Origin of the sequence: Lysobacter sp. Root916, from assembly GCF_001429785.1 — a bacterium.
Lineage (GTDB): Bacteria > Pseudomonadota > Gammaproteobacteria > Xanthomonadales > Xanthomonadaceae > Lysobacter.
The window spans coordinates 114,367-137,250 of sequence record NZ_LMJF01000013.1; the positions used below are offsets into that span (position 1 = coordinate 114,367).

The 22,884-nt window shown below is 67.5% G+C and carries 15 protein-coding genes; 6 read left to right on the forward strand and 9 right to left on the reverse strand.

Annotated elements, in window-relative coordinates; translation table 11 throughout:
• Positions 1–63 precede the first annotated feature (63 nt).
• Positions 64–651, reverse strand: coding sequence for a malonic semialdehyde reductase (locus ASE35_RS12990; RefSeq protein WP_056180267.1), 588 nt, complete (start codon positions 649–651; stop codon positions 64–66).
• A 144-nt stretch (positions 652–795) separates the two neighbouring features.
• Between ASE35_RS12990 and ASE35_RS12995 the strand changes: the two genes are divergently transcribed.
• A complete protein-coding gene (locus ASE35_RS12995) occupies positions 796–1,749 on the forward strand; it encodes a mitochondrial fission ELM1 family protein (protein ID WP_057164134.1) in 954 nt (317 codons plus the stop codon).
• A 655-nt stretch (positions 1,750–2,404) separates the two neighbouring features.
• Here ASE35_RS12995 and glnE read toward each other — a convergent pair.
• The 3 genes from glnE to ASE35_RS13010 form a co-directional block, all read right to left on the reverse strand.
• Positions 2,405–5,236 carry a bifunctional [glutamate--ammonia ligase]-adenylyl-L-tyrosine phosphorylase/[glutamate--ammonia-ligase] adenylyltransferase gene (glnE, locus tag ASE35_RS13000; protein WP_057164135.1) on the reverse strand — a complete coding sequence of 944 codons (2,832 nt, stop codon included), beginning with the start codon at positions 5,234–5,236 and terminating at the stop codon, positions 2,405–2,407.
• 134 nt (positions 5,237–5,370) lie between these two features.
• On the reverse strand, positions 5,371–6,720 hold the full coding sequence (locus tag ASE35_RS13005) for a S8 family serine peptidase (protein ID WP_162259057.1): 1,350 nt from the start codon (positions 6,718–6,720) through the stop codon (positions 5,371–5,373).
• 319 nt (positions 6,721–7,039) lie between these two features.
• Positions 7,040–8,644, reverse strand: coding sequence for an NAD(P)/FAD-dependent oxidoreductase (locus ASE35_RS13010; RefSeq protein WP_057164137.1), 1,605 nt, complete (start codon positions 8,642–8,644; stop codon positions 7,040–7,042).
• 299 nt (positions 8,645–8,943) lie between these two features.
• On the opposite strand from ASE35_RS13010, the gene ASE35_RS13015 reads away from it, so the two are divergent.
• The 3 genes from ASE35_RS13015 to ASE35_RS13025 all read left to right on the forward strand — a co-directional run bounded on the left by ASE35_RS13015 (position 8,944) and on the right by ASE35_RS13025 (position 13,197).
• Complete coding sequence (locus ASE35_RS13015) at positions 8,944–9,441, forward strand: hypothetical protein (protein ID WP_157489459.1); 498 nt, start codon at positions 8,944–8,946, stop codon at positions 9,439–9,441.
• A gap of 15 nt (positions 9,442–9,456) precedes the next feature.
• Positions 9,457–10,890, forward strand: a complete 1,434-nt coding sequence (locus tag ASE35_RS13020) for an XVIPCD domain-containing protein (protein WP_056180283.1) — start codon at positions 9,457–9,459, stop codon at positions 10,888–10,890.
• Between the two features lie 288 nt (positions 10,891–11,178).
• Positions 11,179–13,197 (forward strand): multicopper oxidase domain-containing protein, encoded by a 2,019-nt coding sequence (locus tag ASE35_RS13025; protein WP_057160911.1) that lies wholly within the window; start codon positions 11,179–11,181, stop codon positions 13,195–13,197.
• Positions 13,198–13,550: 353 nt separating this feature from the next.
• Here the strand turns inward: ASE35_RS13025 and ASE35_RS13030 are convergent, their stop codons facing one another.
• Entirely contained in the window at positions 13,551–15,143 is a 1,593-nt protein-coding gene (locus ASE35_RS13030) for a M4 family metallopeptidase (RefSeq protein WP_082611265.1), read from the reverse strand.
• A 264-nt stretch (positions 15,144–15,407) separates the two neighbouring features.
• A complete protein-coding gene (locus ASE35_RS13035) occupies positions 15,408–17,282 on the reverse strand; it encodes an alpha/beta hydrolase (protein ID WP_057164140.1) in 1,875 nt (624 codons plus the stop codon).
• Positions 17,283–17,499: 217 nt separating this feature from the next.
• Here ASE35_RS13035 and ASE35_RS13040 point away from each other — a divergent pair, with 217 nt between their 5' ends.
• Positions 17,500–17,853, forward strand: coding sequence for a hypothetical protein (locus tag ASE35_RS13040; protein ID WP_057160913.1), 354 nt, complete (start codon positions 17,500–17,502; stop codon positions 17,851–17,853).
• A 162-nt stretch (positions 17,854–18,015) separates the two neighbouring features.
• Here the strand turns inward: ASE35_RS13040 and ASE35_RS13045 are convergent, their stop codons facing one another.
• From ASE35_RS13045 to ASE35_RS13055, 3 genes are all read right to left on the reverse strand, one after another.
• A complete protein-coding gene (locus ASE35_RS13045) occupies positions 18,016–19,227 on the reverse strand; it encodes a right-handed parallel beta-helix repeat-containing protein (RefSeq protein ID WP_162259059.1) in 1,212 nt (403 codons plus the stop codon).
• 140 nt (positions 19,228–19,367) lie between these two features.
• Positions 19,368–21,008 carry a chaperonin GroEL gene (gene groL, locus ASE35_RS13050; RefSeq protein WP_056180298.1) on the reverse strand — a complete coding sequence of 547 codons (1,641 nt, stop codon included), beginning with the start codon at positions 21,006–21,008 and terminating at the stop codon, positions 19,368–19,370.
• Between the two features lie 126 nt (positions 21,009–21,134).
• On the reverse strand, positions 21,135–21,422 hold the full coding sequence (locus tag ASE35_RS13055; protein WP_056180300.1) for a co-chaperone GroES: 288 nt from the start codon (positions 21,420–21,422) through the stop codon (positions 21,135–21,137).
• Between the two features lie 977 nt (positions 21,423–22,399).
• Here ASE35_RS13055 and ASE35_RS21745 point away from each other — a divergent pair.
• Entirely contained in the window at positions 22,400–22,816 is a 417-nt protein-coding gene (locus ASE35_RS21745; RefSeq protein WP_082576554.1) for a helix-turn-helix transcriptional regulator, read from the forward strand.
• The last annotated feature ends 68 nt before the right edge of the window (positions 22,817–22,884 follow it).

Below are 22,884 nucleotides of genomic sequence, written 5' to 3' on the forward strand. Positions count from 1 at the left end.
CCGGGTGGGGCCCTAAGGCCGGTCTGTGCGGGGCGTACTACGGGAAAACGAAACCGGCGCGGATCACAGGATCTGCGCGACCTCGTCGAAGGACAAGCGCGGCGAACGCGGGAACAGCTTGGAAGCGTCGCCGTGGCCGAGGTTGATCAGGAAGTTGGACTTGATCGGCGTGCCGGCGAAGAAAGCCTTGTCGACCTTGGCGTTGTCGAAACCCGACATCGGGCCGGCGTCCAGGCCCAGCGCGCGCGCGGCCAGGATCACATAGGCGCCCTGCAGGCTGCCGTTGCGGAACGCGGCGGCGCTGCGGCCTTCGCGCGGACCGTCGAACCAGGCCTTGGCGTCGGTGTGCGGGAACAGGTAGGGCAGCTTCTCGTGGAAGTCCTCGTCGTGGGCCACGATCACCGTCACCGGCGCCTTCATGGTCTTTTCCAGGTTGCCTTCCGACAGCGCCGGACGCAGCTTCTCCTTGGCTGCCGCCGACTTCACGAACACGTAGCGGCCGGGCGACATGTTGGCGCTGGTGGGCGCCCACTTCATCAGGTCGTACAGGGCGCGCAGGGTATCGTCGCTAACCTCGCCGCCGAGCTCGTTATGGGTGCGGGCGGTACGGAATAGCTGGTCCAGTGCGGCATCGGACAAGGTCGAGGACATCGGAGTCTCCAAGGGGTGCCGGAGCGGGAGCGCCGCGGCCAAGGGGAGAAGTGTAGAGTCCGGGCCGTTAAGCAACGCCGCCATCGCCGGAACGGATTGATAGCACCAGTGCAACAAAAGACGCCTTCAAGCTCGGTTACAACCATGGATGACACTTTGGTCCTGACCGATGGACACGCCGGCAACGTCCGTCAGGCCCAGGCGCTGGCGGCCGCGCTGGGCCGGCCGGCGCGCGAGTTCGTGCTGGAAGCGCGGGCGCCCTGGGCCTGGGCCGCGCCGCGGCGCCTGCCCGGCGCCACGCGCGCCTTCGGTGCCGCGTTCGCAGGCGTGCTGGCGGCGCCGCCGGCGCTGGCGATCGGCTGCGGGCGCCAGGCCGCGCTCGCGACCCGCTTGTTGCGCCTGCGTGGCGCGCGCGCGGTGCAGATCCTGGATCCGCGCATCGACAGCCGCCACTGGGACCTGGTGATCGCGCCCGAACACGACGGTTTGCGCGCGGCCAACAGCCTGTCCCCGCTCGGCAGCCTGCATCCGGTCGACGACCTCTGGCTGGCCGCCGCGCGCAGCGCCTTCCCGGCCTTCGCCGCCCTGCCCGCGCCGCGCACGGCCTTGCTGTTGGGCGGCCCCAGCGCGCATGCCGCGTTCGATGCGGGCATGTTCGAAAACTTGATCGCGCGCGTCGCCGCGTTGGTGGAACGCGAGGGCGGCAGCGTGCTCGCGACCGCGTCGCGCCGCACGCCGGCGATGGTGCGCGAGCAGTTGCGCGCGCGCTTCGCGCACGTACCCGGCGTGGTCTGGGCCGGCCCGGAAGACGGCGCCAATCCCTACGCCGGCCTGCTCGGCTGGGCGGACCGCGTGGTCTGCACGGCCGATTCGGTCAATCTGTTGTCGGAAGCGGCCGCGACCACCGTGCCGTTGTACATCGCCGGCATCGACGCGCTCAGCGGCCGCCCGCGCCGCTTCGTCGACGCTTTGCTCGCTAGCGGCCGAGCCCGCCTCTTCGACGCCACCGATGCGCTCGCGCCGTATGCGGTCACGCCGCTGCGCGAGACGGCACGCATCGCCGACGAGGTGCGACGGCGTCTGGGGTTGGGCGCTTAGCGCAACGACGCGCTACGCGACGATGCGGTTCGCCTGCGGCTCACCACATCCTACGAGTGCCGTCTTTCACGCAGCCGCGGCTGCGATTGCCGTTGCCGTTGCCGTTGCCGTTGCCGTTGCCGCGGCATTGAAGTCCAAAAGCAACGCACTCACACAGACAGCCGCAGACCCGTAGGGCGGCGCGCAGGACGCGCGCCGTTTTTCGAATGGACAGGGATGTCCATTCGAAAAATCCCGGCGCACGCACCAAACTCGCAGGGGAGGGTTGGTCACGCTAGCCCTTCTCTTTGGTTACTTTCTCTTGGGCTAGCAAGAGAAAGTGACCCGCATGCGCAGCAGGCGGAAGCGCCTGCCGGCGTTCAGCCGCGCACGAACCTGCGGTTCGTAAGCCGCGCAGCTTCACCCTTTTACAAAGGAGTGAGTCAAAAGCAAAGGATGGGACTTGCTTGTAGGAAGGCGCTAAAGACACTGGATCCCCGCTTTCGCGGGGATGACGAGCAACAGCAAAGGCATCATGTCCAAGCGCCTGCAGGAGAGCGCCGAAGGCGCCGCATGCTCGGCTACGCCGAAGTAAAGCGGAGCCCGCTTGTGCAGGGATGACAACGTAGAGCGAGCGGAACCGCGGAGGATGGGATCGGCTACCTAAGCAAGTTATTCAGTCGAACGCCAAACCCTGCGCCTTCGCCGCCGCGCGTATCGCCGCACGCGCCGCCTCCACCGCCTCGTCCGGCGCCACCCGTCGCGCACGCCGATCCAAAGTGCAATCCAAGCCTCGCGCCAACAAGGTCGTGTGCGCCGAACGCAGCGACGTCGCGGTGACCTCGTCCAACACCCCGACCAACTGCGCGATCCCGATCAGCCCCGGCGTATCGCGCGGCGTCAACAAGGCCGCATGCGCTTGCGCCTCGCGCAACACTAAGGCCTGCAGCAGGAATTCCAGATCGACCAGGCCGCCCTCGCCCTGCTTGAGATCGAACGCCGCCGCATCGCTGCGGTCCAGCTCGGCGCGCATGCGCAAGCGCATCGCGCCCACGTCCTCGCGCACCTTGGCCGGATCGCGCGCGCTGGCCAGCGTTTGCGCGCGCACGCGCTCGAAATCCTCGCGCAGCCCCGGATCGCCGGCCACGCTGCGGGCGCGCACCAGCGCCTGGTGCTCCCAGGTCCAGGCGCGCTCGCGCTGGTAGTCGGCGAAGCTGGTCAGCGACGACACCAGCAGGCCCTTGGCGCCGTCCGGGCGCAGGCGCACGTCGACATCGAACAAGCGCCCGGCCGCGGTCACCGCGCCCAACAGCGCGACCACCTTCTGGGCCAGGCGCGCGAACCAGCGCACCGCGTCCAGCGGCCGCGCGCCATCGGACTGCATGCCCTCCACGGAGGTGCCGTCCGCGCGCGGCGCGTCGTACAGGAACACCAGATCCAGATCGGACCCGAAGCCCAGTTCCTCGCCGCCGAGGCTGCCATAGCCGAGCACGACGAAGCGCGACCCCGGCACGCGCCCATGCGCGGCGGCAATATCGCGCTCGGCCAGCGCGAGTACGCGCAGGACCACGCCGTCGGCCAGCCAGGCCAGCTGGCGCGCGCTCTCCTCGGCCGATTGACGGCCATCGCGCAGGGCCAGGGCGATGCGGAAGCTCAACGCCTGACGCACCTCGTTCAAGGCCTGCAGGGTGGCCTCGGTGTCGTCGCCCTCGTCGACCTCCTCGCAGGCCGCGATCAATTCGGCGCGTCCCGGCAAGGGCCCGGCCACGCGCGCGTCCAGCAGTTCGTCCAACAGCAGCGGATACGCGGCCAGACGTTCGGCCAGCAGGGCGCTGCGGGTCACGGCCTCCAGCAGACGCGACAGCGCGGCCGGTTGTTCGTCGAGCAGGGCCAGGTAGGCGCTGCGACGCAGGATGTTGTGCAGCAGCGCGAGCAGACGCTTCGAGGCCAGCATCGGTTGCGAGGACACCGCCGCGCCTTGCAGCAATGCCGGCAGAACGCGATCCAGGCGCGCGCGCGCGCCGTCCGACAAGCCGCGCACGCCGGGGCTGCGGGCGAGATCGCGCAGCATGGCGTCGGCCGCGGTCGCATCCTCGAAGCCGGCGTCGGCCAGCACCTCGGCCGATCCCGCTTCAGGCAGCGCGCCCCAATATACGGTCAGCGCGTTCGGCGCGACCGTGCGCCGGCGCGGTGCGAGCAGGGCGTCGAATTCGGCGGTCACGCGCGCGCGGCGCGGATCGAGTTCGGCGCGCAGCCCATCCCAATCCGCGTAGCCCAGCCCCCGCGCGATTCGCAGCCTGTCGTCCTCACCCTCGGGCAAGGCGTGGGTCTGGGCGTCGCGCAGCATCTGCAGGCGGTTTTCCAGCCGCCGCAGATAACGGTAGTCGTCGATCAGGGCCGCGCCGGCGGCTTCGCCGATCTGGCGTTGGGCGATCAGCTCGCGCAGCGCTGGCAGCAAGCGCCTGCCGCGCAATTCGGGCTCGCGGCCGCCGCGGATCAGTTGCAGGGCCTGGGCCAGGAACTCGATCTCGCGGATGCCGCCCGGCCCGCGCTTGATGTCGTCGGCCAGTTCCTTGCGCGCGACTTCGGCGCTGATCGCCGCCTTCATCGCGCGCAAGCCGTCGAGCGCGCCGAAATCCAGGTAGCGCCGGTACACGAACGGGCGCAACGCTTCCAGAAAACGTTCGCCGGCGTCCAGATCGCCGGCGACCGGACGCGCCTTCTGCCAGGCGTAGCGTTCCCAGTCGCGGCCTTCGCGCTGGAAATACTGCTCCATCGCCGCGAACGACCAGGCTAGGCGGCCGGCATTGCCGTAGGGGCGCAGGCGCAGGTCGACGCGGTGGCAGAAACCGTCGGCGGTGACCTCGTCGAGCAGGCGCGCGAGCTGCTGGCCGAGCTTGGCGAAGTAATTCTCGGCGTCCAACGCGCGCGCCGGGTCGCGGCCGTCGTATTCGGTGCTGCCGTCGTGCTCGTAGGCGTAGACCAGGTCGACGTCGGAGCTGAAGTTGAGTTCGCCGCCGCCGAGCTTGCCCAGCCCGAACACCACCAGCCGCTGCAGCCGGCCGTCGCGGTCGCGGATCGCACCGTAGCGTTGGGCGAACTCGGCTTCCAGCGCGTCCAGCGCACGCTGCAGACAGATCTCGGCCAGGGCGGTGCTGCCGGCCAGGGTGGCGTCGACCTCGTCCAGGCCCAGCGCGTCGCGCCAGATCAGCCGGGTCGAGCCGGCCGCGCGATAACGGCGCAGCAGGCAGCCCCAGTCGGCGCGCTGTTCCGGCGGCAGTTCGGGCGCAGGCCAGGGCTGGGCGCCGTCGTCGGCGGCTAGCGCGCGCAGCAACGCCGGCTGGCGTGCCAGGGTATCGATGGCGAAATCGCTGATCGCCGCGACCCGGGCCACGCGCTGGGCCAGGTCGGGATCGGACAGCGCGGCGGCGGTCTCGGGCGCGGACGCGCGCAGGCGCGCAAGCGCGCGCTCGGTCGCGTCGGAGGGCATGGAGACGGATGCGGACATCCTGCGATGATGGCATGGCGGCCGCGGCGTTCAGTAGCGCGCAAACAGCGAACGCCCGCCGCGGCAGGCGCGACGGGCGTTCGCATCGCCACGACCGGTCACCATCGGTCGCGGCGCCCCTGCGCGGTGGCTGCTTAGCGCAGCGAATCGTTGGCGTTCACGCGTCCCTGGCCGAAGAACTCGTCGACGCCGTGCGTGCCCAGGTCGGCCGCGCCTTGCCTGAGCGCGTTCTCCACCCGCGAAACCTGCAGATCGCCGCCGTTGGCGCCGATGATGAGCGCTGCGATGCCGGCCGCGTGCGGCGAGGCCATGCTGGTGCCGCCGGCCCAGGAGAAGCCGCCGGTGCTGTCGCTGAACACCAGATCGAACACCCAGCACGGCCGCAACAGGCCGGCGACGGTGCAGTTCTCGTTGCCCGGATACACCGAGTCGCCGCCCGGCGCGGCGAAGTGGACCGTGTGCTTGCCGTAGTTGGTGTAGCTGGTCGGGATGTCGAGGTTGGTATTGAAGTTCAAGGCCCAGCCGATCGGCGCGGTCGCGGAGATACCGACCACGCCGTCGACGCCGCCCGGGAACGACATCAGGCGGTTGCCGTCGGCATCGACCGCGCGATCGAAGTCGATCGCGTCGTTGCCGGTGGACGCGATCACGATGGTGTTGTTCTGACGCGCGTACAACACCGCTTTCTGCATCGCCTTGATCAGGTCCTTGGTGTCAGCGGCGATCGGCAGGCCGCCGGACACGCCCAGGCTCATGTTGATCACGTCGGCGCCGTTGTCGGTGGCGTAGAGGATGCCTTGCAGGATGCCGGCGAAGCTGCCGCTGCCGGTGAACTCGGACAGCACCTTGACCGCGAAGAACTTGGCCGAGGGCGCCACGCCGATGATGCCGATGCCGTTGTCGGCGGCGGCGATGGTGCCGGCGACGTGGGTGCCGTGGTTGAAGGCCGGGAACGGACGCGTCGCGCACGCGCCCTCGCCGGCCACGAAGGAGGTGTTGAGATTGATCAGAAGGTTGGGCACCAGGTCCGGATGCGTGCAGTCCACGCCCGAATCCAGCACCGCCACCACCGCGCCGGCGCCGCGATATCCGCGCGCCCACGCGTCGGTGGCACGGATCGCGGTGTGCCCCCACTGCAAGTCGAAGCGGGTGTCGTTGTCGCCGGTGTTGGGCGGACTGGCGGCGTTCTCGCCCAGGCTGAGCCCGCTCACCACGGTCGGCTGTTCGAACTGCAAGACCTGGTCGCGCGACGCCGATTCGATTTCGCCCAGTTGCAGCGCGCGCGCGGCGAAGCTGTCGTCGGCCTCGACGATCGCCACGCCGATCTGCGCATAGCGCGCCTTCACCTGACCGCCGGCGGCGGCGATCTTGGCGGCGAGGGCTGGACTGAAGTTCTGCGCTTTCGCCTGTACGACGTAAGTCGCCGCATGCGCATTGCCCGCAGCCAACGCGGCCGCGCATACAGCCAATGTCCAACGCTTCATAACCCCTTCTCCTGGATAAGAGTGACTTGCGTCACGGTCTTCCCCCGTGCCGAAGCAGGGTAGGCCCATGCGGAAGGGGTCTCAAGGCACGGATTTGCGGCCGAAAACGGCCACCGACTGTCGCGCGGTGCTGGCACGACGCTTGCGGATGGAGGTGGAACGCGAACTAGCGGGCAATAAAAAAGCCCGCCCCGGTCGAACCGGTTGCGGGCCTGCTCCCTCCCCCACGTCGGGATGCGGGGCGATCGTGAAGGAAACGTTATCCCCTTTGCACGCTGCACTGCAAAACGATACCCGTCAGTTCAAAAAGCCCCGGGATTCAGGCAGTTACCTGAATAGGGCTCGGCCCGCGCCGGAACTGGCTCAGACGCAGCTGGGCCAGCACCGCGCGCGCGGCGGTCTCGCCCGATTCGCAGCCGCCTTCCATGAAGCCCTGGGTGTCGAGCGCGCAATGCTCGCCGGCGAAATGCAGGCCGCCCACCGACTCGCCCATGGCCCCACGCAGACCGGTCCAATCGCCGGGACGCAGGCAGGCGTAGCTGCCCAGGGTCCAGGGGTGGCTGGGCCAGTGGAAACGCGCCTCGCGCTGGCCGACGCGCGCCTGCAGCAGGCCGGGGAACACGCGCTCCAAGGCCTCGGTCGCGGCCTGCGCCTGCTCGCGCGGCGTGCCCTGGCCCAGGTCGATGCCGTGCTGGCCGCCGGTGAAGTTGGTCAGCACGCCGCCACGGCCGGGCTGCTTGCGCGAAGTCTCCCAACTGGTCTGATAGCTCAGGTCGCTCATCGAGGCGCCGTTGGCGCCGTGCTCGCGCCAGACCCGGCGGTCGTAACCGATCATCAGCTTGGCGTTGCTGCCGTAGGCCAGGGTATCGATCGCGCGGCGTTTGACCGGCGGCAGGTCGGCCTCGATCGCGACCTGACGCAGCAGGGTGAACGGCAGGGCCAGCACCACCTGCTTCGCCTGCACCTGGCGCGAGCCGGCGCCGGCGCGGAACGACAGCGTGTAGCCGCCGCGCGCCTGCGCGCGCACCGATTCCAGCACCTGCCCGGTCTCGACCGCGTCCTCGAGCTTGCCGCCTAGGCGCTGCACGATCAGGTCGTTGCCGCCGCGCACGTGGAAGCGCTCGTCGCTTTCGCCGAACACCGCGAAGGCGTTGTCGTCGGTGCCGATGAAGGTCAGCAGGTTCAAGGCCGACTGCGCTTCGATCGCCAGTCCCATCTCGGTGGTGTAGGCCACGTCGATCAGCTTGCGCAGCCAACCGCCGACCTGGTTCGCATCCAGCCATTGCGCGATCGACAGCGCGTCCAGCACCTGCGCGCCTTGGGCGTCGCGGTAGGTGATGTCGCCGTCGCCCAGGCGCGCGAGGTCGCGCTCGATCAAGGCGGCGACCGGCACGAAGGCCTCGACCAGTTCGCGCTCGTCGATGCGGCGGCCGTCGAAGTACCAGCGGTCGGTGCCGGCATCGCCTTCCAGCAAGTCGTCCAGGGCCAGGCCGAGCTCGCCGGCCAGCGCGCGGATGCGCAGATGGTTGCTGTCGATCAATTCGCCGCCCAGTTCGATCACCTGGCCGTCCGGGAAATGATCGCGCAGGCTCAGCATGCGTCCGCCGACCCGGCCCTGGGCCTCGAACACGCGCACCCGCACGCCGGCCTGGCGCAGCCGCCAGGCCGCGGTGAGGCCGGCGATGCCGGCCCCGACCACCACCACCTCCTCGTCCGGCGGCAGCAGTGCGCGCGGCGGCGCCTGCGCGCAACCGGCCAGCACCAGGCCGGCGCCCGCGCCCTGCAGCAGGCGGCGCCGGCGCAGGTCGGTGCGGCGTTCGTCGGCGTAGGCCTGCAGCTCGTCCAGGGGCTGGCGCGCATGCAGGGACGCGCGCGCGATGCGGGCCGCGCGGCGCAATAAGGAGTACAGGGGCGTGCGGGCCATACGCGCTTCCTCGTCGGGTTCTGCACTGGCAACGCAGGCCGGATCGCGTCCAGGCCAGAGACGGTTTCGCCTGTCCTGCGCGACACGGTTCTGTCGTTGTTAGGGGTCAACGCATGTTCTATAACTGGGAAGTCCCCAGCGTCCAAGGAGGAGACGCCATGCCGCCGCCCCGCCGCACTTCCCCCTTCGCTTCCCTCATCACCTGGTGCGCGCTGCCGCTGAGCAGCCTCGCCTTGGCCGCCTGCGCGCATGTGTCGCAGAACGAGCCTACAGACAAGACGTCCATCAAGGAGGAATCCATGACCACCACCGCCACCCCCCAGCTCACCGCCGACGACATCAGCCGGCGCGTGTTGAAGCTGATCGAGGGGCTCAAGTCCAGCGATCAGCTCACCCCCGAATACGTGGAACAGCAGACCGGCCTGGCGATCCAGCGCGCGGCCGGCCGCGCCGATTCGTTCGGCACCGGCGCCCAGCTGACCCCGGACTGGGCCTACAACCTGTACGTGACCAAGCCCGACGGCGCCGACAGGAACAAGCTGATCTTCGACTTCTCGCGCACCGGCGAGGGCAACGCGCCGATGAGCGCGATCTGCGGCGTCGACTTCAAGCAGTACGCCGAGGCGCTCAAGGGCATGGGCTTCCAGGACAGCATCAGCTACGGCGAACACGGCCGGGTCGACCACTACCGGTTCCAGCGTCCGACGCTGTCGCTGGAGGTCTATATCGAGGGCGAATCCAGCGAAACGCCGGAGAAGACCACCCACCACTGCGTGAAGATGATCACGGTCGAGTAAGGGAAGGATCCCGTCATGCCTATCAGTGCAGATCTGCAGAAACTCATCGACGATTTCGGCAAGCAGTCCGGCGTCAGCGCCGAAGCCGTCACGAACCTCACCGCCACGATCAACGGCTCGCCGGCCCTGATGGCGCAGCTCAACGACGTCGTCACCAAGGGCCACCTGAAGGGCTTCGCCGCGCTGACCGACCCGCACGCCGGCGGCGCCTACCGCAGCGGCGACCAGACCATGCTGCTGCCGATCAAGGGCCTGGAGAACGCGCCCGGCGGCAGCTACAACGCCGGCAACATGACCTTCGTGCTCGGCCACGAAGTGCAGCACGGTTACTTCCGCACCGATCGCGCCACCGCCCTGTCGACCTTCGCCACCGAAGCCACGGCGATGGCCAAGAGCCCTGCCTCGGTGCACGACTACACCACGATCGTCGGCAAGATGATCCAGACCAACCGCGACGACGAGGCCAAGGCCCACATCGCCGGCTGGAACGCGCTGGTCGGCAACGTGCGTCAGGCCAAGCCCACCGCCACGCTCGAGGACGTCTACCTGAAATCGCCCGGCCGCGCCGGAGACTTCATCAACCGCAGCGGCACCGCACCCAACTTCACCTATGCCATGAAGCCCGACCTCACCGTCGGCGCCGACCTGTCGATGGCGCAAAGCGCCGACAACATCAAGGCGATGGGCAAGTACTACTTCGACATGCCCGGCTCGCAGGCGCGTCTGGGTCACAACGGCAATTCCGACTACGCCAACTACTACGGCGCCAGCTACGTCAGCTACATCAGCCAGCTCGAGCACGCGCACGGCAAGACCGCCGACGGCAGCAAGCCGGCGGTGCATCTGAACATGACCCAGCTCAAGCTCAACGAGAGCCTGATGGAGCAGAACGGCATCGACCTGGGCGCGAATTCGGCTGGGCGCCAGGCCTATGTCGATACCAGCACCAGCACGCCCAAGCCGGGTCACTTCGACCACACCAAGACCACCCACACGGCAGTGCCGATCAACTCGCCGCTGGAGAAGCTGCTGGAGGACACGCATTCGCACATCCGCGTCGATCCGCGCAGCGCCGAGCATGCCGACCACAAGCTGTTCACCGGCATCCGCGACAAGGTCGAAGGCGAGTTCGCGCGCCACGGCCGCAGCATGTCCGAGGGCGATCTGGACCGCATCGCCGCCGGCATGACCGTGGAAGGCAAGCGCAACGGCATCACCAGCCCCGACCATGTCGCCCTCAGCGTCGACCCGGTGACCAAGGAAGTCGGCAAGACCGCGTTCCTGGTCCAGGGCGGGCTCAGCGACCCGGCCCATGTGCGCGTCGGCGTGCCCACCGACAAGGCGCCGTCGGCCGAGGAATCCTTCCGCCAGCTCGACGCGCTCAACCAGGGCCAGACCCCGGCCCAGCCGGCGCCGCTGAAGGAACAGCGCCAGGCGCAGTCGATGTAAGGCGGACCGACCGTCCGTCGGTGCCACGGCATCGGCGGTCGGCGCGGCGGGGACGCGCGCCTGCGCGTTCCCGACGTTCTCCGCTCGCTGCGCATCGCCCGCGCGCGACGCGCCTGCGCGTGAGTGCGCGGCGAATCCCGCGATTCCGCTCGCGCGGCGCGTCACCGATTGCGGCGGCGCAGCACCCGCGCGCACGCAAGCGCGTCGCCAATACACGCCAGTGCGCGGGTTCACGGCCGGCTATATGCTCGGATGGCACATCCACTCCGCCATCAGGAGCACCGACGCATGGAACGCATTTCCCTGGACTCGATTCCGGGCCTCGGCCGCGCGCGGCGCGAGCGCAAGGCCACCGCCCTGCCCTTACTCTGCCTGCTCGCATTCGCGCCGCTCGCAACGGCGCAGGACACCGCGCCGGACGAACGCGATCTCGATCAGCCGGTGATGGCGCGCATGCTGCGCTCCGGCGACGCCGCCAAACCGCTGCTGAGCCTGACGCCCAAGGGCGCGCAGCCGCTGGACACCCACGAAGCCCAGCTGGACCTGCGTATCGTCTATACCCGTTCGCGAATCTGGAACCCCGAGAGCCAGCGCTACGACGAGGTCAACCTGCGCTCCTACCAAAGCCCGGGCACCCATCCTGACGTGCCTTTCGTGGCGCCGACCATCGTGACTTCGCCCGGCGAGACCGTGCGCATCCGCCTGGACAACAGCCTGCCCGAGCAGAAGGACTGCGCGCACTCCGACATCAACATCCCGCACTGCTTCAACTCCACCAACCTGCATTCGCACGGCCTGTGGGTCAGCCCGACCGGCAACAGCGACAACGTGCTGCTGACGCTGCGACCGGGCGTGAAGTTCGAGTACGAATACAACCTGCCCGCCGACCATCCGGCCGGCACCTACTGGTATCACCCGCATCTGCACGGCTCGACCGCGCTGCAGGTGTCCAGCGGCATGGCCGGCGCGCTGCTGGTGCGCGGCAACCGCCTGCCCGCGCCGGGCCGCACCGGCGATCTCGACACCCTGCTGCGCGAGCCCGACGGCAGCGCCCTGCCCGAGCGCGTGCTGCTGTTCCAGCAGGTCGCCTACGCCTGTCGCGACAAGGCCACCGGCAAGATCAAGGTGCGCAAGAACGCCGCCGGCGAGACCGTGGCCTGGGTCTGCGACCCCGGCGATGTCGGCGAGATCGAAGGCTACGACCAGTTCGGCTTCGAGCCCGGCGCCAAGATCGACACCTGGGTGCAGTCCGGGCGCCACACCAGCATCAACGGCGACGTGCTGCCGACCTTCACCGGCCTGGTCGCCGGCCGCATCGAGCGCTGGCGCTTGCTGCACGCGGGCGTGCGCGACACCATCAACCTGCAGCTGCGCGAACTGCGCGCCAACCCCGGCAGCCTGGAAGGCCTGTCCGGCACCGCGCTGGACAACTGGGTCGCGCGCAATTGCACCGGCCCGGTGGTGCCGCAGTTCGAGGTCGCAGCCGATGGCCTCAGCCATGCGCGCGCGATCGAGAAAGCGGAGAACGTGTTGCAGCCGGGCTATCGCAGCGACGCCCTGGTCGTGTTCCCCAAGGCCGGCCAGTACTGCGTGATCGACGCCGCCGCGCCGGCCAGCGCCAGCATCCTCAACGCCGCCGAGGACCGCCAGCTGCTGGGCGTGGCCACCGTGGCCGCGGGCAGCGGCGCGCCGATCGCGCAGTTGCGGCCCTACGTAACCGATCGCCTGGTCGCGGCCGCCGAAACCCAGATGCCGACCGACCTGCGCGCCGGCATCGTCGCGGCGCTGCGCGACGGCCTGCGCCTGGACGCGTTCGTGCCGCACCCGGATATCGGCGACGGCGAACTCACCGGCAAGCAGGACCTGGTGTTCAACATCGACGGCAGCCGGATCCCGAACGTATACATGGTCGACGGCTACCCCTACGACCCGAGCAAATCGCGCGACCTGATCCTGGGCAACGTCGAGGAATGGGAACTGCGCTCGGAGCTCGGCGGCCATCCCTTCCACATCCACGTCAATCCGTTCCAGGTCTCGCGCATCCTCGACCCGCAGGGCCAGGACGTCAGCGTCAGCGGCGAGAAGAACGACCCGCAATATGCCAACACCAAGGGCACCTGGAAGGACACCCTGTTCGTGAAGAAGGGCTATCGCGTGTTCGTGCGCACTCGCTACCAGCGCTACATCGGCGAGTATGTTCTGCATTGCCACATCCTCGAACACGAGGACCAGGGCATGATGCAGAACGTGCGCGTGCTGGTGCCCGACGGCAAGGGCGGCGGGATCGACAGCAGCCGGCATCATTGAGGCTAGGCGCCCGTAGGGTGCGGTGGCAACCGCACGGGCGCGGTTCCGGTGCATGGCGATGATGCGGTTCGCCTACGCTCACCACATCCTACGAACGCGGTGCGCTTGTTTCGGCGCAAGTCGTAGGGTGCGGTGGCAACCGCACCGGCGCGGGGGTTCGATGCATGGCGATGATGCGGTTCGCCTATGGCTCACCGCATCCTACGAACGCGGTGCGCTTGTTTCGACGCATGCCCTAGGGTGCGGTGGCCACCGCACCGGCGCGCACTTCGATGCATCGAGATGGCCGCGAATGCACGACCCGCGGTGCGGGCCGTGCATTCGTTACGACGATGCTCAGCGGTGGCGATCGATCAGGGAACGCTGACCGCGGACCACGCCCGCGCGACCGTCTGCTGCTCGATCGAATTCACGCCGTACAACTCACCGGCGGCCTCGATGCTGGCCAACTTGGCGTGCGGGTAATTGCTGTGCGACAACAGCTTGGCGGTCAGGGTGCGGTACCAGATCTTGGCGGCCTTTTCGCGGCCGATGCCCACCAGGGTGGTATCGCCATTGCAGACCAGTTGCGCCGGCGTCAGCTCCGGGCTGGTGGGAGGAGCGACCGCGCCCTCGGCCAGCAGATAGAAAAAGCGGTTGCCCACGCCGGAGGCCGCATGCGGGTCGTGCGCCGCCACCCCGGGCTGGAACCCGCCTGCCGGCCAGCAATTGAACGAATGGCCGTCATAGGCCGGGTAGTACATCCAGCGGAAGGGGTACCTGTTGTCGCGGACTTGTTCGCTGACCAGATAGTCGGGCGGATCCAAGGCGTTGTTGGTGTGGAACTCGACCATCGTGCCCATGATGTCCGAGGAGGCCTCGTTCAAGCCGCCCGGATCGCCGGCATAAACCAGTTTGGCGGTGCTCATCGTCACGCCATGGGTGAACTCATGGCCGATGAAATCCAGCGAGGCGATCGGGCCGATTCCGGCGGCCGCATTGCCGTAGCCGAGATACATGATGTCGTTGTACCACTGGCCCTGGACGCCGCCAGACGGAGGCCCGAAGTCCACGTTGGCGTACACCTTCATGCCCACGCTGTTGTTGGCATGGCCCCAGCGGCCGTGCACATCGCGGTAGTAGTCCCAGGTCATCGCCAGCGCGTAGTGGGCATCGGCGCCGATGGAGTTTGCGTTGTTCGTGGTGTGATCGCCCCAGATGCCGTGCAGACCGGGGAAGATCGTTGCCTTCTTGTAGAAGTTCGCGTCGACGAAATTGCGACGGCCATCGAGCACGTGGTTGCCGCCACGGGTGTGGTCGTACAGCTGCCACGTGGTTCCGGTCAGGTCCACCGGGAAGACCACCTGTCCGTGTCGTAAGGTCTTGCCGACGCCGTAAGCGTGCCCGGTCATGATCTGACTGTGAGCGGCGAGCAACTTGCCGTTCTTGGCATCGATGTAATAGATCACGTCGTGTCGTTCGTCCAGCAACTGCACCTGATAGGCCAGCGCCGGTTTACCGCGCCCCGCGTACACCACCAGGCGATGGTCGGCGATGGCCTTCACCGTGCCCGGGAAATGCACGCCGGCTTCGATCGCCGCCTCCTCGGCGCTCAGGGTGGGGACCAGCAAGGGACGCTCCAGCCCGCGCAGCATCTGCATCACGCCTTTGAGCGCGCCGCGCCGGTTCTTCACCACCACATCGCCGCCGATGACCGGCAGGCCGCGATAACTGCGGTCCATGCGCAGGTGTTCGGTACCGTCGGGATCGGTGATCACGCTGCGAACGGTGAAATCGTCCCCCGCGTTCCGGCTGAGCAGGGTTTTGCCCAGCGGACTGGAGAGCAGCTGATTGACGCGCGCCGTCTGCGCGGCATGGGCGGCGTCGGCGGCATGAGCGCCGACCGAGGCCGAGACCGCGAGCGCGGCTGAAATGCCAGCGGCCAGCAAGCGCAATGTCTTATGCATGGAACCCCCTGTCTTGGGTGGAGGAGCATCGTGAGCCCCTATCGGGACACCCCCACCCTAACCATCTCGGGTTCTCCGATCTATAGGTATTTGTCCTTATTTGAAATATATTTTCTTTATCGGAAACATAGCTTCCACGCCCGCTTCTTGCTATCTAATTGATTTTTAAGATTAATCCCAACAGGCGACGCCAGTCGACAGCAAAGCGAGAGGTGACGCAGGGCTGCCGGCGGCCCGCACGCCGCTGCGATGCTCGCCGCAGACTCAAGGCTTCGCGTGCGCGCGCTCGTCCTCGCGCAGGATCCGGCGCAGTTCGATGATGGCCTGCGGGGTCTCCTGCACGCTGTGGCCGGAGGTGATCGCGAGTTCCGAGACCGCGCCGTCCAGGTGCGCGCTGGCGTAAGGCACATAACCGTCGCTGGACTGCGCCAGCGGCAGCGCCGGGTCCTTGCGCCCGACGATGGTGTGGAACGGCAGGCCGGGCTCCATCGGCACTCCGGCAGTGATGCGCATGAACCACGAGGTCGGGCTCAGATCGTCGGGACCGGTCGGCGGCCGTCCCTTACGGAAGCCGACCTTCTGCAACGCCTGCTCATCGACGTCGGCGCGCTGCGCCAATTCGGCGGTTTCGCGCAGCACCTCGAACGGCAGCCCGATCAGCTTGCGCACCACTCGCAGGGCCCAGCCGTCGGCCACGCCCGCACCGCGATGCGGCGCCGCCATGAACACCACACGCCCGACCTGCGGCATCGGCGCGAACACGGTCAGGCCGCGCACCAGCGGCTCCTTGCGCAGGCGCGCGGTCTGCTCGGGCGAGAACGAGGCCAGGCTGGCGTCGAGCACGCGCTCGCCGCTGTCGCTGACCAGCAGGCGCGCGATCACCCCGCCCATGCTGTGCCCGACCAGCACCGCATCCCGGCTGGCGGCATCGTCGCCGTCCGGATCGTAGTGGCGGAAGGTGGCCTGCAGCGCGGCGTCGATCGATTGCCGGCTCGCGAGCAGGCCCAGGTTGGTCGGATAGAACACCTGCCAGACCTGGTACTGGCCGCGCAGCTCGTCGTCGCCCAGCAATTCGTTGGCCAGATTGACCCAGGCTTCGGGGCTGCTGGCCAGGCCGTGCACCAGGATGATCACGCGCTTGTCGGGATCGTAAGGTTGGTTGAGATACACGCGCGGCTTGAACACCGTGCTCTGGCGCGGCTTGAGCAGGCTGGCCAGGCTCAGCTTGGCCAGGTCCGAACGCGCCAGCCACACACCGTAGGCGGCCGAGAAATTCGCCGCCAGGGGCACGGTGCGCCCGGCGATGGTCTCGCTGTCGATCCGGTACGGGTTGTAGGCGTCCACGCGCAGCTGGCGGCTGGCCAGCACCGCGTCCAGGCTGTCGCCCGGAAAACGCACGGTCACCGTCACCGGCAGGTAGCGGGTGTCGCGGTAAGCGACCTGGGCCTGATCGGGGTCGCGCTGCGGACGCGGATACACCGCGACCAGGCTGGAGCCGAAACCGTCGCGGCGATACACCGCGCGCAGGTTGTCGAAGCCCAGGGTGTCGGAGGCCAGCAGTTCGTCGGGCTGGGTGCCCAGCTGGCTGGCTTCGAAGCCGTGCAGGACCACGGTGGTCTCCAGCTCGCCGACCCGCACCGGCGAACTGCCGACGCCGCCTTCGGCGCGGCTGGCCTCGAAGGTGGCCTGAGCCAGCAGCTCGACCGCCCGGTTGTAGATCGCCAGCACGCGCTGCTGGCGCGATTCGAACACCCGTTGCTCCGGCGTGCGCGGGGTCAGGAACAGATAGGCGTAGGACCAGCGCGCGGCATCGGCCGCCAGCTGGGTGCGCAGCGGCGCAGCCGTGGCCTGCGCCTCTTTGTCCGATTGCAGGCGCGCGAGCTGCAACTCCGCCGCGGTAGCCAGCCAGGCTTCCACTGGCACGGCGGCGCGCAATTGCTGCACGCAAGGCGCGGGATCGCGCGTGCAGGCGCTACTGTCCAGGCCGGCCGCGGCCAGGGAGGTGGTGGCGTCGGTGCTGAGCTTGCCGCTGCTGAGCACGTCGGCGCGACGCGCGATCGCGGCATCGTCGGCGGTGTGCTGCTTGACCGAGACCACCGCGCAGCCGCTGAGCAGCAGCCAGGCCAGGGCCAGCACCATCGTTTGCAAGTACCTCCGGCTGGATCGCATCCCGCCTCCGTTGCTGGATCAGGCCGCCATTGTCCGCCCATGCGAGGTCGGCGGTAAACGCGCGCGGCGCCCATCGGCCGCCGACCCGCCAAGCGGTCCAAGCCGGCCCGGAAGCACCGGCTGGACCGCCCGGTCTTCACTTAGACTCCGCGAACGATCTTGCTGCGCACACGGAGGGGGGCCTGCCATGCACACGCCAGAAGCGTCCGCGGAACCGGAACCGCATTACCAGTACATCGACTACATCCACGTAGGCGCCTTCGTGGCGCGCTTCGTCGTGCAACGCCTGGTCGACGGCCAAGTGATCAGCCAGACCCGTTTGCTCGGCCGCATGACGCACCATCGGGGCCAACGAATCGATTTGGGCACGCTGCATTTTCATGGCCAGCGCTTGAACGTGGGCGATCACGTGCGCCTGCGCATCGGCGCGGTCGGCGGCGTGCGGCGCAGCGGGCCTTCGGTGGCATACGCGCCCAACGGCGAGGCCGCCCGTTTCGAGGTGCGCGGCACGACCTTGGCGTTTACGATCCGCCAACACTAGACCACGCTGCGCTTCCGTGGCGAGCCTCTGCACGAAGGCGTGAGGATACCCGCGCAAGGCGTATCGCCCGACTCGGTCGCGTCGCCTTCGCAACGCGCAAAAAAAACCCCGCCTCGCGGCGGGGTTTTTGGTTTCGCGCGAACGGCGAACGCACTGCAACCGCTACAGATTTCCGCTCACATACAGACGCACTTCGTTGGCCGGAAGCGTGCAACGCGCGGGATCGCCCGCGTAATGCTGAGACTCATCGTCGGTCCGCCTCCAGGGAAACATGCGCCAGACGCGTTCGGGCATGCCGCCCTGATAAGCGGAGATCAACCGATTGTTGATGAAGCTATTGTGGTATCCCGCGCATTCCAGCGCACGCGCGATTTCCGGAAAACGCGCCTGGCATTCGGGGTCGCACACATCGTCGGCATAGAACTCGGTGGCGCCCGCGCGCTCGAAGGTATTGCTATCGAAGGTGTTGAAATTGCTGCGGTCGCGAACCTTCACCGGCGCACCCGAGTTGAAATAGAAGCGATTGCGCTTGATTGAATTGTTGTCGCTGAAATGACCGAGATAGACGCCATGCAGCAGTTGCGCCCGCTGACCGGCTTGGTTCTCGACGCGTATGAAGTGGCTGTTCTCGATCAAGTTGTTGGATGAGTTTGACAGCACGATGGCGCCGTATCCGCTACCGGTATCGTTGCCGGTCCAGTAGGTGCCGATATTCAAGAAGTACATGCCGAACACGACGTTGCGGTTGAGTCCCGCGGTGTTCTTGGCGTAGTAGGCGGGATTGCCGCCATCGGTGTCCTCACCGTAGGGCAGGCCGGCGACGCTGAGGCCATCGGAGTATTTTTCGACCTGCAGATAGTAGAAGCGCAACCGACTGTCGCCGCCGTTGGGCAATGCGCCGCCCACGCGTGCGATCAACCAGGGCCCATTCGGATAGGTGCCGTCGCTGTTCTGTTTGTTCCTGAACACGGGAAGCCCGGCAATGCTGCCTCCGCCCGCGCCATAAACGTAGTCGATGGGCAGGAACGAGACCGTGTGGCCCGGTACATAGAAGGTCCACGAGCCCAGCGGCGGCGCCTCGTACACGCCCTGGCGAATACGTACCTCGACATCCGAATCCGGCCGCGCATCGGTCAGCACTTTCTGCACCTCCGCCAACGTGGCGACCGGGGTAGCGGTGCTCAGCCCATCGTTGAAGTCCGAACCGCCGGCATCGGCTGGCGCCATGTACACGGTGAAGATCCCGCCAGCGGCACTCGCCGGAGCCACGGCGCAAGCCGCGAACATGAGCAGAATCAGAGCCGAGGAAACACTGAATTTTTTGAGTGCATTTTTTACGCAAAGTTTGCGCACAAACTCAATCCGCATCTTCATATCGCGCTCCATGTGGTCGGTCGTCCGTCGTTCGAGCCTAGTCAGATCGACGGCACGCCGCAAATGGCCGCGATCGCGCGCAACAAAAAAGCCCCGCATCGCTGCGGGGCTTTTCGTTTGCGTTTTGCGGTGTTACGGACTTAGAAATCCATGCCGCCCATGCCGCCCATGCCACCGCCGCCCGGCATCGCCGGCTCGTCCTTCTTCGGCAGCTCGGCGACCATCGCCTCGGTCGTGATCATCAGACCGGCGATCGAAGCCGCGTTCTGCAGCGCGGTGCGGGTGACCTTGGTCGGGTCCAGGATGCCGAACTCGAGCATGTCGCCGTATTCGCCGTTGGCGGCGTTGTAACCGAACGCGCCCGAACCTTCCTGCACCTTGTTGAGGATGACGGAGGGCTCTTCGCCGGCGTTGGTGACGATCTCGCGCAGCGGGGCTTCCATCGCGCGCAGGGCGATCTGGATGCCGTGGTTCTGGTCTTCGTTGGCGCCCTTCAGGCCCGCGATCGCGGCCTTGGCGCGCAGCAGCGCGACGCCGCCGCCCGGGACGATGCCTTCTTCCACGGCAGCGCGGGTGGCGTGCAGCGCGTCTTCAACGCGTGCCTTCTTTTCCTTCATCTCGATCTCGGTCGAAGCGCCGACCTTGATCACCGCAACGCCGCCGGCCAGCTTGGCCACGCGCTCCTGCAGCTTCTCGCGATCGTAGTCCGACGAGGTCTCTTCGATCTGGGCCTTGATCTGCTTGATGCGGGCCTGGATCGAGTCGCCGTCGCCGGCGCCGTCGATGATGGTGGTGTTCTCCTTGGAGACCTGCACCTTCTTGGCGCGGCCCAGATCCTTGATCGTGGCCTTCTCGAGCTGCAGGCCGACTTCCTCGGAGATCACGGTGCCGCCGGTCAGCACGGCCATGTCTTCCAGCATCGCCTTGCGACGGTCGCCGAAGCCCGGGGCCTTGACGGCGCAGACCTTGACGATGCCGCGGATGGTGTTGACCACCAGGGTCGCCAGCGCTTCGCCTTCGACTTCCTCGGCGACGATCAGCAGCGGCTTACCGGCCTTGGCGACGCCTTCCAGCACCGGCAGCAGGTCGCGCACATTGGAGATCTTCTTGTCGTACAGCAGCACGAACGGGTCGTCCAGCTCGGCCGACATCGACTGCTGGTTGTTGATGAAGTACGGCGACAGGTAGCCGCGGTCGAACTGCATGCCCTCGACGACGTCGAGCTCGTTCTCCAGACCCGAACCGTCCTCGACGGTGATCACGCCTTCCTTGCCGACCTTGTCCATCGCCTGGGCGATCAGGTCGCCGATGTCGGCGTCGGAGTTGGCCGAGATCGCGCCGACCTGGGCGATTTCCTTGCTCGTCGACGACGGCTTGGAGATCTTCTTCAGCTCTTCGACGGCGCCGATCACGGCCTTGTCGATGCCGCGCTTGAGGTCCATCGGGTTCATGCCGGCGGCGACCGCCTTCATGCCCTCGCGGATCAGCGCCTGAGCCAGCACGGTCGCGGTGGTGGTGCCGTCGCCGGCGTTGTCGGAGGTCTTGGAAGCGACTTCCTTCACCATCTGCGCGCCCATGTTCTCGAACTTGTCGGCCAGTTCGATCTCCTTGGCGACGGACACGCCGTCCTTGGTGATCGTCGGCGCGCCGAAGCTCTTCTCGAGCACGACGTTGCGGCCCTTCGGACCGAGGGTGGCCTTGACGGCATTGGCGAGCACGTTGACGCCGCGCACCATCTTGGCGCGAGCGTCCTCACCGAAACGAATTTCTTTGGCAGCCATTTTGAAACTCCGGGATTTGAGATTTGGGATTCGGGATTGGCAAGAGCGGGAGCAGACGTCGGGTTGGGCGGGATCACAGCGCAAGCGCTTTACGAATCCCGAATCTCCAATCCCGAATCTCGGCTCTTAGCCGACGATCGCGAGGACGTCGTCTTCCTTGAGGATCTTGTATTCGATGCCGTCCTGCTTATAGGAGCTGCCCGAGTACTGGCCGTAGATGACCTTGTCGCCGACCTTGAGCTTCGGCGCGCGCAGGCTGCCGTTGTCCAGGGCCTTGCCTTCGCCGACGGCGACGACTTCGCCCTTGGTCGACTTTTCCTTGGCGGCGTCGGGGATGATGATGCCGCCGGCGGAGACTTCGTCGGCTTCGATCGGCTTGACCACAACGCGGTCGTAAAGCGGCTTGAGATTCATGGCGACCTCTGTAAGTGACTGAATGGGTGGAGAAAGAACGGTAATTTTAGCAGTCGCCCCGGCGGAGTGCCAATGCCGGGGACAAAAAACGCCCGGCGAACCGGGATAGCCACGAGATGGGGCGGCGGCGGGGCTTTTCAAGCGCCGGGATGTGATTGGCCGCCGGGCGGTAGGGCCGCGCAGCCTTCGGGCGGCGGCGGGAGCCCTCGTGCTGGAGCCGCGGCGGTGGCGGTGGCCTCTCATGCTGGAGCGGCGGCGGTGGCGGCAGTCCCTCCCTGTAGCGGCGGCGCAAGCCGCGACCGCGTCGCCGCCGAAGTCGCGCGGTCGCGGCTTGCGCCGCTCCTACCCCAAAGCAGGCCCCACGCCCACGGCAGGCACCACGACAGGCCGGCCCGCGCCCGCCCCTGGACCCGGACGCATCGAATGCATCGCCCGCAAACGCATCTGTCCGTGTGGGAGCGGCGTAAGCCGCGATCGCGTCGTCGCAGTGATGGCCCGCTCGCGACTCACGCCGCTCCTACCCCAAAGCAGGCGCAATCGAAGCATCGAGTGGAAGCTGGCTTGCGATTCGCATCGCGCTGCGCATCGTTCGCGCGCGTTCCGATCGCCCAAAAGAAAAGAGCGCGTCCCGTGGAACGCGCTCTTTGGTGCGGAGACGGCCGTCCTCAGCATGGCGCGATCCTGCGCCCCTTCCCCCGAACCGACCTCGTGTCGTTTGCCCACATCCTTGTTGGCGTGAGTGGATGGTGTTCACTCCACGTCACATTTTCTAGGTGCCTGGTCGCGAAATCTGCCGACTCCTGGTGGCACCGCGAAAGCATGAACGCCGTCACCATTGACTTACGACCACCCAGTAAGCTCATATTGCTACCGAAAGCACACAAGGTCTCCTCTCTATTGGTCGCCTAGTGACTTTTGGTAGCAAATGGCTATTTCTTAGGCAAAAACCCCTAACCCACCTAGCAAGGAGCGCAAGGATGACGCCTCAACAACGGATTCGACTGGCCCGGCGCCACGCCGGCATGTCGCAAGCAGCCCTGGGTTCGGCCGTCGGCGTGCAGCGTAGCGCGGTCGGCCACTGGGAAAGCGCGCAGGGCAAATTCCCCAGCGTCGCGCATCTGCGCGAGGTCGCGCTGATTACCGGCGTGCAGTTCGAATGGCTGGCGACGGGGCGCGGCAAGATGAACCTGTCGGCCGACACCGAAATGGATTCGGTGGCCGCCGCCGACGCCCTGCTGGTCGAGGACCCGCTGGAACTGCGCCTGATCGTGGCCTTCCGCGACACCCCGACCAAGTCCAAGGCGCCGCTGGTGGAAATCGCCGAGCAGCTGGCCGAGCTGCGCACCGGCCGTCCACGGGCCACGCTCACCAAGGGCACACGCGTGGTCTTGTAGACGGCGCCGCCTGCTGCGCTGCGGCAGACGATGTCACAAAGGCCGACTAGACTCCGGCGACTACCTGG

Bases quoted from the DNA above. Each gene is read 5' to 3' on its own strand.
- ASE35_RS12990 (WP_056180267.1), bottom strand. From the start codon at position 651: ATGTCCTCGACCTTGTCCGATGCCGCACTGGACCAGCTATTCCGTACC.
- ASE35_RS12995 (WP_057164134.1), top strand. From the start codon at position 796: ATGGATGACACTTTGGTCCTGACCGATGGACACGCCGGCAACGTCCGT.
- glnE (WP_057164135.1), bottom strand. From the start codon at position 5,236: ATGTCCGCATCCGTCTCCATGCCCTCCGACGCGACCGAGCGCGCGCTT.
- ASE35_RS13005 (WP_162259057.1), bottom strand. From the start codon at position 6,720: ATGAAGCGTTGGACATTGGCTGTATGCGCGGCCGCGTTGGCTGCGGGC.
- ASE35_RS13010 (WP_057164137.1), bottom strand. From the start codon at position 8,644: ATGGCCCGCACGCCCCTGTACTCCTTATTGCGCCGCGCGGCCCGCATC.
- ASE35_RS13015 (WP_157489459.1), top strand. From the start codon at position 8,944: ATGACCACCACCGCCACCCCCCAGCTCACCGCCGACGACATCAGCCGG.
- ASE35_RS13020 (WP_056180283.1), top strand. From the start codon at position 9,457: ATGCCTATCAGTGCAGATCTGCAGAAACTCATCGACGATTTCGGCAAG.
- ASE35_RS13025 (WP_057160911.1), top strand. From the start codon at position 11,179: ATGGAACGCATTTCCCTGGACTCGATTCCGGGCCTCGGCCGCGCGCGG.
- ASE35_RS13030 (WP_082611265.1), bottom strand. From the start codon at position 15,143: ATGCATAAGACATTGCGCTTGCTGGCCGCTGGCATTTCAGCCGCGCTC.
- ASE35_RS13035 (WP_057164140.1), bottom strand. From the start codon at position 17,282: ATGGTGCTGGCCCTGGCCTGGCTGCTGCTCAGCGGCTGCGCGGTGGTC.
- ASE35_RS13040 (WP_057160913.1), top strand. From the start codon at position 17,500: ATGCACACGCCAGAAGCGTCCGCGGAACCGGAACCGCATTACCAGTAC.
- ASE35_RS13045 (WP_162259059.1), bottom strand. From the start codon at position 19,227: ATGAAGATGCGGATTGAGTTTGTGCGCAAACTTTGCGTAAAAAATGCA.
- groL (WP_056180298.1), bottom strand. From the start codon at position 21,008: ATGGCTGCCAAAGAAATTCGTTTCGGTGAGGACGCTCGCGCCAAGATG.
- ASE35_RS13055 (WP_056180300.1), bottom strand. From the start codon at position 21,422: ATGAATCTCAAGCCGCTTTACGACCGCGTTGTGGTCAAGCCGATCGAA.
- ASE35_RS21745 (WP_082576554.1), top strand. From the start codon at position 22,400: ATGACGCCTCAACAACGGATTCGACTGGCCCGGCGCCACGCCGGCATG.